Here is a 9,235-nt window from a genome sequence, read left to right as displayed (position 1 = left end):
GGTAGAGATATACTTTTTCGACTTTGGCATCGGGTCGCATCATGACGGCGGGGCTCCAGAAAGAAATCGGGAGCACAGCATCCGGGATCAGCTAAGCGCTTTGAATGTGGGGTTTATGGAGCGCTTACACTCTAACGCCGTCGATGTAAGCCTTGGTCTACTGCGAGAGCCTCAAGTGATTTGCCGAAGCTTGGAAATTCCAGCGGTGATGGCAGACGCTTTTGCATTGAGAGCATCCAATGCGGTGGCGGCGTTTTCATGAGTTTCAATTGAGCCACTGGCTTTAGCCCATAGGACAACTTCTTCTATTACAGCGGCTAATGCATGTTGATCGTGTAGCAATAGCGTTAGCACGTCCGCTTTTGATACGTAGGCATCACTGTCGCTTTACATTGTTACGATTCTTAGTGATGAGTCGAGGACTGTTAAACTATTTTTGTTCTTTGAAAGTATCGCTCAACTCGATAATGCGTTATTTTTTCTATGTGAAGGCTCTGTTTGATAAATGACGCGTAAGTTAAAATGAACCACACCCGTTATCAAAAGACTCCTTGAGTGATGTGGTTACCGCTTTCCTCCGCCGACCACTCTTAATTGCCGGGATTGCATTTGATACTACCGCGAAAGGCTAACTTAGCTTGAACAAATAAAATAAACCAAGGCACAGAGGCGCAAAATATATGGCGGGCTTTATCAGGCTCAGGATTTTAACTGTTAAATCCAGAAAATCTTCACCGACGAAGTTTTGTCGGCAGTCTGAGTGTATTGGTTCCGCGTCTGTTGTGAGCAGAGGTACCCAATATTTTTCATAGAATGTTGGATGTTCGGACTCAACAAAGTAAAGCGAATGTCCTCCGGGGTGATATCGATTTACAAAATCTCGCCCATTCTCTCTAGAAAATCCGACACGTCCCGCATCTCCCAACCCAATCAATAAGGAGCGAGCAATCATTAGAATGTAGTCTGATACGCCGCACTCGTTAATGGTTATGTCGGATTTATTTACAATGTGATCAATGTTAGCTCCATGCTGAAGTGGGCTCCCGCATAGAATCACCCTACGTATTTTTCCGTCAAACTCATTCATAGAAAGTGCTCGAGATAATATATAAGTTCCATAACTGTGAGCCACAATGTAAATGCTTTTTTCTGGGTTCTTATTGAGGATGCCTATTAGTCTTCTAGCGATTTTGTCTGCTTTTTTGTCTCTTAAGTAGGGTATGGAAAATGATATCAAGTCAAAAAATCCGTATTTCATTTCGATAGGTTCAAACTCTCTTGAGTACTTGTCGATTGCCTCTTTAAGTGTTTGTTGCCATTTCCCATAAGTTCTAATGCCATGAATTGTGATCAATAACTTATCCGTGCTGCTACTGATTATTTTTTGTTCTTGTCCGAGTACACCATCAACGCAAACCATGATTTTGGTTAGCCAGTCGATGGAGTTCATCGACGCTGGAATTACCACAGCAAAACGATCTTCAAATTTTTCTTTGAAGTCCCCAATGTCCTTTAGTTCTGCAGTCAGCCCTACGGTCAAATTTGGCTTTAAGTAGCGCTTATTTGGGTTGTATATGTCCTCTAGCAGCTTGAAGCTGTGTATGGCTTGAGGAACGCCATCACTCTTTTTAGGTAAGAGTACGTCTAGAATCATTAAGTCATAAAGCGCATGTAGTTCGAGTCTTGCAGAATCAGCAGAATCACATACTGTCACAGAAACCCGACTCAAGCCTCTGGTTTCTATTTCTTTAGAAATTAATTGCGACCTCTTGATGTTGTCATCAACGATGAGGATTTTAATCATTCGGTAGATTCTCGATCACGGAAGTTAACTCTTCCTTCCAAACAGAACTTGCAGAGTCAAAAAATATGGTTCCTTTATAGTCATCCCCAAACATGGCTAACAAGTCATTAATTTGGGCAAGACTAAGTTTGTCTCTGCCATCGCTGAAGTTTGAATAGCCTGTCAACACAACAAAGGGGGAAAGCTTATTCTGTTTTTTTAACCGCGTAGCTATTTCTTTTCCGCCTAGAACTCTAAATCTGCCACCATTCTCAGCCTCTGTTCTATCAAATGTGGGCATGCTCATATCAAGAATAATCAAATCAAATTTGTCTGCCGTCGCCAACGTCAACCCCATGTTATACGACGCTGCTTCAAGTACAGTCATGTTTGAAAACTGCTTCACAAATTCGATTATTTTTTCACGTTTGAAGTGATTATCTTCCACTAATAAAATCTTCATGATTTAACCTCACGATAACTGAGAAGCGCCCTTGTTTATAAGCGATGTCAAATTCGAATCCCTTCGATGAATTGCACAATAAATTGTGAATTTTATATAGTCCGGAGCCGCCTTCTTTTCGGCTTAGACTAGAGTTGCCATCATTCCATTTTTTTCGTTGTTCTTGAATGAATTCTTCAGGGTTGGTGAACTTTGATGCGTCGGCGTGGTTGATAACTGTAATAGTGTCGGTATGGGCGTTACGTGTCACCGATACACTTATGGATCTGGATTCGAAATTGTATCTATAAGCGTTTTCTAATGCGGTAAATAATGCAACGAATAAAGCTCTTGCCTCGCGATAGCTTAACTGTAGGTCCGATACATCCTGAGACAGCACAAGATGTATGTTTTTATGCTTGTAGAAAGAGTCAACCGACCTTACAACTGCTTCGATTATCACTTCTAGTGGTTCAAAACTTGTTCCGTCTTCTGCCCCCACGAATCTGAACCAGTTCAATACAACTTCAACGCCGTTATTGAACAAGGAGCGAGCATCTCTAATCTCCTGCATCAGTTCGTTCATGGGGACGTTACCTTTTGCCATTATTATTTTTTGTTCTAAAAGGTCAAGTTCCCGTAATACTTTAACTTTAAGGTCGTTGTCAATTAACGCCTGCGCCTCTTTGGCATGCTCATCGGTGACCTCCCACATAAAACTAATTAGGCTAGAAAAAAAATCATCAAAGTCATCGTTCGATTCGACAATTTTTGAAATTTCGACAACGTAATTGTAGTATGGAGAGAAGTCAAAAATATAATCGCCGGATTTTTTGAAGTCTATTCCAACTCTGAATCTATTGTTGATCTGTTTGAGCTTATTATCAACGGCGAAAGAAAATTCTTTGAAAGCTTCATCTATTTTGTCCAAAGGCCCCGGCAATACAAAACTATAGCGGGTACGCCAAAATTCGTTGGATGAATATACTCCGCCTTCGATCATCGTTATTAATTTTGTTTTCTCAAAGCAAGAACGTAACTGTTCTTCGAATACAACATGTCGGATTTCGGCACTAAGATATTTGTCTAGTCCGTAGTTCTCATTGAGTGAAAAATCTTTAGCGATCTGTATAAATATTTTTGCCAGAACATCAGTTTTCTCACTGGAAGGCGCAACTAAAGGTACCCCGCCTTCTGTCTTTTTATCAAGATCGAATATATCCTTCGATGATCCTGCTGCGAGAATATCATCAACCTCATCAAGAATGATTCCACCCTCAATTGATTTTATGTGATCAAACATGGATCTATAAACGCTTTTCCTATGAGTCTCTAGCGCCTGAATATCTACGAATAGCTTGCCAGTTTCGATTTTGGTTCTGAACTGATCTGCGAACAGATTTTCGATAATGCGAATTTTTTCTCGAATCAAATCACTAGTTGAGTCATTGTTTCTCGAGATCAGTATATTCAATATTTTAACGCGCTCGTGTATGACCTCAAGATTGCTGTTGTAAGTGGCTATATTGTCCAATTGGTTGGGAGTGCAAATGTTCTCTAGAAAATATTCATCAACGGCATTTAACTCCAAGCTTTCAAAAATTTCGGAGGGGCGGTGTGTTTCATGTATATCCAGCCATTCTTCAAATAGTTCTGTTTTGTATTCGTCATACGCACTATTGATCTCTCGACCATAAATGTCCAAAACTACAATTTCAGATATAAAAGAACCGCTTAAACCATTCGATGAAAGATTCTCAATCTCGCTGCATAGGCGATTTATGGGTAGGAAAAAGAACGACACTTTATTAGCCAAATATTCTCGGATAGAAAAATCTATAAGCTCTTTCCATGAACTGTTGCTAATATACGCTTTTGATTGCTGTTGGATGTAGTCAGACAATATTGGAAATTTACTGCGATCAAGTTCAGGCGCTGTCTGGCTTTCAAGCTCGTATTTTATCGCTCGATGGTATGGTATTTCTTGTAAAGCGATATCTTTGTTAAGTTCAAGCGTATAGTTTTTGATTTTTGCTTTTGGGGTGTTCCTTTCACCTAGGCTTTGAATTACCTTTCGACTCAGCTCTATACTTGCTGCTGGATTAACTTCGCTTAAAATGGAGATCAGATGAAAACTCACCGACTTGCACCACGACTCGCTTCGAAATTTTATCAATAAGCGGGTTAGGTAATCTATTTTTTCTCGGCTGGCAATATCAACAGAAACGATATCTGAAAAAGCATTCGCGATTTGGCCAAACAACGTTAATCCAAAATTAAACTTTATGTACTTTCCAGCTCTTGCATAAATTTCAAGTAACCCAAATATATCGGGTGACCGATGCTCCAACGCTTCATTAATAAGTTCAATTACCTCATGATAGCTTCCCTTGGTATAAGCAGAAACTACAGAACCCACAAGTTTGCTTTCACTGAAGTCTTTGCAATCACTCAGCAAACAGGTCAACTCTTTGTCGTCGATCTCAATTGCAATTTGTTTTACTACGGCCGCAATTCTATTCGGAATCGTTTTCCCTTTTGCGTACATTTCAATAATAACGTTTTTGAATAAAACGTACTGATCAAATATTGACTCGTTTCTATAGTAATAAAGTACAGATAAATCTAGTTCGCGTTCGGGGTCATAGCTGATGGGTAATATCAGTGTCGATATACACGAGGCCCAATTGTTAGCCTGATCTTCTCCAGAATTGCGGAACTCTGAAAGTCGTTCTAAAATGTGTTCTATAAAAAAATCAACGGAGTTGCTTTCTGATAAAACAAGAAGGTCATTAAGTTTGTTTTTAATCTCTTTTTGAGTGAAGTATTTTTCTATTTTTTTCAAATATTCTTTTGAGTTACTTTTATCTACTTCCTTTAAAAGGTGAGCTCTATTCTCCATAGACCACCAACTAAGTGACATCGCATCCACTGAGTCTAGAACGCTTTTGGCGCTTATACTGTCGCTCGCTAGCAATTGAACATTGAAAAGCTCTCGCAAACGAACAAATTCATGAAGTTCTTTTATCTGATTTTTAAATATCCCTAGTGTCCAATAGATGCTATTGCATTTGTCGATAAATCGAGTTGTCGAATACGCATTATAATAATTGGTTTCGTTATAGACGGGTAGAAGTGATTTAGGGAGCATTTTATTGGCGGCCAAACTCATGATTAGGTCTAATCGTTTGGCTTTATTAAGATCTCCCAGTTTTCTCAATATATTAAAAGCTGGGTTGATATTGTGGCCTGCGAGATATATTTTGGGATCGATGGACTCAAGATTCTTTTTCGCAGAGTTTTTCTTTGTCGCCATAAATTACACTCCTGTCCTACCCCAGTTCATCCTAATAAATTATTCTCAATATCAATGCTGAATATTTACAAATATCCACCACGATTTTGCCACTCTCCAATTGTAAGTTCAGCACTCTTCGGGGGGATTCATTTTGCGTAAATCCCAATGCATCGTTTCTTAAAAAGAACTCCCTAGAAAATACCAAAATTTCAGTCCGATAACAATTTTTCAAATTCTTCGATCAGGCTTTTTAAGTCGATTCCTAAGACTTTGCACAAATCGAAAACCTGCACGAGATCTAACCGACGTGTTTCACTTTCTACGCCACTCACAAACCAGCTTGGGTACGGCAAGACAAGTCAAAGCCCTTGCAGCAGCTCCGAAAGCGATAGACCCAAACCATCAGCAAGTACCTTGGCCGCGTCTAGGCTGGGATTGGCAGTGCCTGTCTCAATTCGTGACATGTATGTTCGGACAAAGCCACAACGATCAGCGAAAGCTTCCTGACTGAAGCCCTGACTGGTGCGTAGCTCTCGGATTCGTTGGCCGAAGCCCTTTCTTAGATTCTGATTTGGTTGCATCTCCGAATGATGGTCGGATGTGCTCCAATCGTGAACACACCAAATGATGACACACCAATTGATACATTGGTATTCTCGTCGCTCACCTTGCTAGACCTGACAGGAAATCACCATGAACGAAAAGTTGTTTTTTCTGACCAGCCAGAAGAAGAACACGAACCACATCTTGCACGTGATCATGACCGTCCTGACTGGAGGACTTTGGTTGATCGTGTGGGGTCTGACCATGCGGAGCAATGACGCTCACAACAAGAAACTGGACAAGCAAATCAATCAGATCATGCTCTACAAAACGCAAGGCTTGAGCGACGTGGACACCTACAAACAGATCAAGGTGGACAAGGCGAACTCTGACGTAATTCAAGGGCGAGTGATTTTTGTCGTATTGGTAGTGGTGTTCCTTTACTTCTACCTGCGGTAGAAAATTCGGTGCGATGCACGATGATTGGGAGGGGACCTTTCCTAAGAAGCCTTTTAGGATTGCTCCCCCACGCACTGACTAGTACTCAAGCAGCGGGACTGAAGGTCAACGAAGCATCATCAGGAAAGCGGAAGCTTTCAGTAGGATTACAACTGAAGTGATTCACACTGAAACGTGATTCACACTGAAGTCTGATTACATTGAAATTTATTACGGGTACTAATGAACGTCAGTGAATCCCGTACTTAAGAAGGTTGCTCTCAGGCTGTCGCCTGTCCGTGCTAAACCATGAACGAAGTTAAGAAGGTATAACATTATCAAGCAAGCTTGATGGTAGGTGCTAGGTTAGAAATGATTTACTTCGTTCATCAGTAATTTTTATTACTATTCTAGCAATGATAGACTTTCAAGAGTAATACCATCAGGCTGCCGCCTTGACTGTGCTAACTCTTCGGCTCCGCCGACAGTGCTACGTCGAGACGTCCCGTCTCCAGTACAAAGCTTTCGTTCGCTTCGCTCTCTCTTATATATCTGTCGTTAATACACGTTACTGCCCCCCCCTGACAGTCTTCCCGTCAGGGGTGAGTAAGCTTGATTCAGGCGGCGAGCAGTTCTCGTTGCCATTTCCGAATAGTGTGTCTTGAGACGCCAGTATTCCGTGCAATCGCTTTTATATCTTCGCCTTGCTCCAGCAGGCGTAATACTTCCTGTCGCTTCGGGTGCTCCTTTCGCCCTTGCTGCTTTTTCTCAGGTGCGTAGCTTGTCCAGAACGAGCTGAAGTCAATCTCAGCACCGAGGTTGGGGAGTATCTTCGGATGACGCTCCAAATACAATGCGATCCCCTTCAATGCTACTCTCGCGGCTTCGACGACACGCTGAATCTGTCTCACGCTCATGGGGTTGCGGTCGTGGTTCAGCAACCATTTTGACGCGCTATCTACTGATATTTCCGGCAGTCTGAGTAATCTAGTGACGTCAGCAGGAGATACGCTGTACTTGCCGTTAATCACTCCTGGCCCCGTATTGATGGCCCCTCGGACATAGTCGTCCAGCCAAGGGATGGGTGTCTCTTCAACCATGGCTATCGAAAATACCGCGTGCATCGGATTCTTAATGACCTGCTCTTTTCGACCTTTTCCACTTTTTACGCCCGTGAGCGGTTGAGCATTTGGGGCGGGTAGGGCGGAGACTGTCGCTATACTATTGTTATTCGCTACTGATATGAAAAGCGGGATTGGACTACCATCCTCGTCAGTAATGTAATTAGCCTGTGCTTGATTGGCCGCCGCTGGATAATGAATCGGTTCGGGATCATAGTCCGAGAAGGTGTAGCAGCCCAGCAGCTCGCCTGTATTCTTGTCGAAGACAAGGTTATCAATGGTGGAGGTGCTGTGCTTGATGAGTGTGGAGCGAATATCGGTTGCCGATACAGTGGTGTGAATCACTTTTTTGGGGGCGATGCTGGTCATTTTCGTTTCTCCTCTTCAGTTCATTTCGATAGGCGTTACCTCGGGTATTGCCGTTTGTTCATTTCAATATTTTGTTGAGGGTGTGCTTTGCCTGATATCGGCCATTACACCCCCGTATTCATTGGCTGAAACCCATGTAAAAACACCCAACCCATAGGGTAGGTAGGGGTAGGCTCTTTTACATGGATTTTCGTCAGTAAACAGTGGTGTTAGCTGCGAACCTGTAACAGCTCAAAGAACGCAGGGCTGACGTTCGCTAGCTCTCCAGCGTCTACCAAGGTGCCATTGCGGGACTTCAGCCTAGCTCGCTTATCGTACTTGGCCAAAATGGCATCGGATACTCGTATTGCTCGGTACTTCGCAGTAACCCTCAGCTTGACGCTTGAGCTAATGACTCTAACGATCAGATTTGACCCTCTATCTATAATGATGTAGTTCGACACTTTTATATTTCTCCTATGTTGTTTTGGGTTGGCGTTCACCTCTGATATTGGTTGTGCCGTTGGCGTTATTGCTAGGGTATGAGGAATCACACCCAGCGGAGTACTCCGCTAGGATGATCAGCGTTCTAAGGTTTTATTACTTCAAGCGTGCCTGAACGACTCGACAACTAAAGTCGATAGGCTTTCACTGGGAATTGCTAGCGGTCAGCCAGTTGTTCCAAGGCATCGTATGCCAGAGAATAAAGAGCTCGAATAACAGCATCTGAGGGTTCTGGCGTGACCGTCTCGGGATGAGTCTTTAACGCGATCATATGCTGGCGAATAAATGCCAACTCTTTTTCCATCTCGGAGACGGAGGGGCGCTCATCTGAGTGTTGATAGCTCTGATCAGAACAGAGCTCCAATGGGCCACTTTGAATGAGGAGATTATCGGCGATTTCGTGATCGCCATTAGCACGGAAATAGGCGGTCAGATTGGCCGGGGTGTTTGCTTCGGATGCAGCGGTGTTGAATTTTTGCATTACGTTTCTCCTTGTTCAGTTCAATAAATGGGCATAGTCCTCTCAGGTTGTGCCTGAATGGTTTGACGAATCTCAGACACAAAAAAACCGACTCAAGGTCGGCATCGTCGTCATCGTTCTATCTTCAAGAAGTAGTGAACTCTGTTAGCGTCGGTGCTTTGCCTCTTTTCTGAGTTGGATCATTTGTGGCTGATTCATCGTTAGTCTCTCGGTGTTGCTTTGACCGTCAGTGGTGGTTAGCCAATATATAGACAGCACTATACCGATCATCTGGCAC

General features: G+C 42.7%; 8 protein-coding genes. 2 read left to right on the top strand and 6 right to left on the bottom strand.

The features are described from left to right. Positions 1–262 (top strand): hypothetical protein (locus tag L9Z73_RS01495; protein ID WP_247395827.1); only part of this gene is annotated, 262 nt, incomplete at its 5' end. A gap of 366 nt (positions 263–628) precedes the next feature. On the opposite strand, the gene L9Z73_RS01490 is transcribed toward L9Z73_RS01495, so the two are convergent. From L9Z73_RS01490 to L9Z73_RS01475, 4 genes are all read right to left on the bottom strand, one after another. Next, complete coding sequence (locus tag L9Z73_RS01490) at positions 629–1,804, bottom strand: hypothetical protein (RefSeq protein ID WP_247395825.1); 1,176 nt, start codon at positions 1,802–1,804, stop codon at positions 629–631. Continuing rightward, entirely contained in the window at positions 1,797–2,246 is a 450-nt protein-coding gene (locus L9Z73_RS01485) for a response regulator (protein WP_247395824.1), read from the bottom strand. The genes L9Z73_RS01490 and L9Z73_RS01485 overlap by 8 nt, the downstream gene beginning before the upstream one ends. Then, complete coding sequence (locus L9Z73_RS01480) at positions 2,221–5,541, bottom strand: hypothetical protein (protein ID WP_247395823.1); 3,321 nt, start codon at positions 5,539–5,541, stop codon at positions 2,221–2,223. Before L9Z73_RS01480 ends, L9Z73_RS01485 begins: the two co-directional genes overlap by 26 nt. Before the next feature lie 341 nt (positions 5,542–5,882). Beyond that, entirely contained in the window at positions 5,883–6,104 is a 222-nt protein-coding gene (locus L9Z73_RS01475) for a helix-turn-helix domain-containing protein (RefSeq protein ID WP_247395822.1), read from the bottom strand. Positions 6,105–6,216: 112 nt separating this feature from the next. On the opposite strand from L9Z73_RS01475, the gene L9Z73_RS01470 reads away from it, so the two are divergent. Then, positions 6,217–6,525 carry a hypothetical protein gene (locus tag L9Z73_RS01470; RefSeq protein ID WP_247395821.1) on the top strand — a complete coding sequence of 103 codons (309 nt, stop codon included), beginning with the start codon at positions 6,217–6,219 and terminating at the stop codon, positions 6,523–6,525. A 596-nt stretch (positions 6,526–7,121) separates the two neighbouring features. Here L9Z73_RS01470 and L9Z73_RS01465 read toward each other — a convergent pair. Beyond that, entirely contained in the window at positions 7,122–7,994 is an 873-nt protein-coding gene (locus L9Z73_RS01465) for a helix-turn-helix domain-containing protein (RefSeq protein WP_247395820.1), read from the bottom strand. A 640-nt stretch (positions 7,995–8,634) separates the two neighbouring features. Beyond that, positions 8,635–8,958, bottom strand: a complete 324-nt coding sequence (locus tag L9Z73_RS01460) for a hypothetical protein (protein WP_247395819.1) — start codon at positions 8,956–8,958, stop codon at positions 8,635–8,637. Positions 8,959–9,235 lie beyond the last annotated feature (277 nt).

Origin of the sequence: Pseudomonas emilianonis (assembly GCF_023072625.1) — a bacterium.
Classification (GTDB): domain Bacteria; phylum Pseudomonadota; class Gammaproteobacteria; order Pseudomonadales; family Pseudomonadaceae; genus Aquipseudomonas; species Aquipseudomonas paraveronii.
Note: the sequence above shows the minus strand (reverse complement) of the source record. Positions and strands in the feature narration are given on the sequence as shown.

Bases quoted from the DNA above. Each gene is read 5' to 3' on its own strand.
- L9Z73_RS01490 (WP_247395825.1), bottom strand. From the start codon at position 1,804: ATGATTAAAATCCTCATCGTTGATGACAACATCAAGAGGTCGCAATTA.
- L9Z73_RS01485 (WP_247395824.1), bottom strand. From the start codon at position 2,246: ATGAAGATTTTATTAGTGGAAGATAATCACTTCAAACGTGAAAAAATA.
- L9Z73_RS01480 (WP_247395823.1), bottom strand. From the start codon at position 5,541: ATGGCGACAAAGAAAAACTCTGCGAAAAAGAATCTTGAGTCCATCGAT.
- L9Z73_RS01475 (WP_247395822.1), bottom strand. From the start codon at position 6,104: ATGCAACCAAATCAGAATCTAAGAAAGGGCTTCGGCCAACGAATCCGA.
- L9Z73_RS01470 (WP_247395821.1), top strand. From the start codon at position 6,217: ATGAACGAAAAGTTGTTTTTTCTGACCAGCCAGAAGAAGAACACGAAC.
- L9Z73_RS01465 (WP_247395820.1), bottom strand. From the start codon at position 7,994: ATGACCAGCATCGCCCCCAAAAAAGTGATTCACACCACTGTATCGGCA.
- L9Z73_RS01460 (WP_247395819.1), bottom strand. From the start codon at position 8,958: ATGCAAAAATTCAACACCGCTGCATCCGAAGCAAACACCCCGGCCAAT.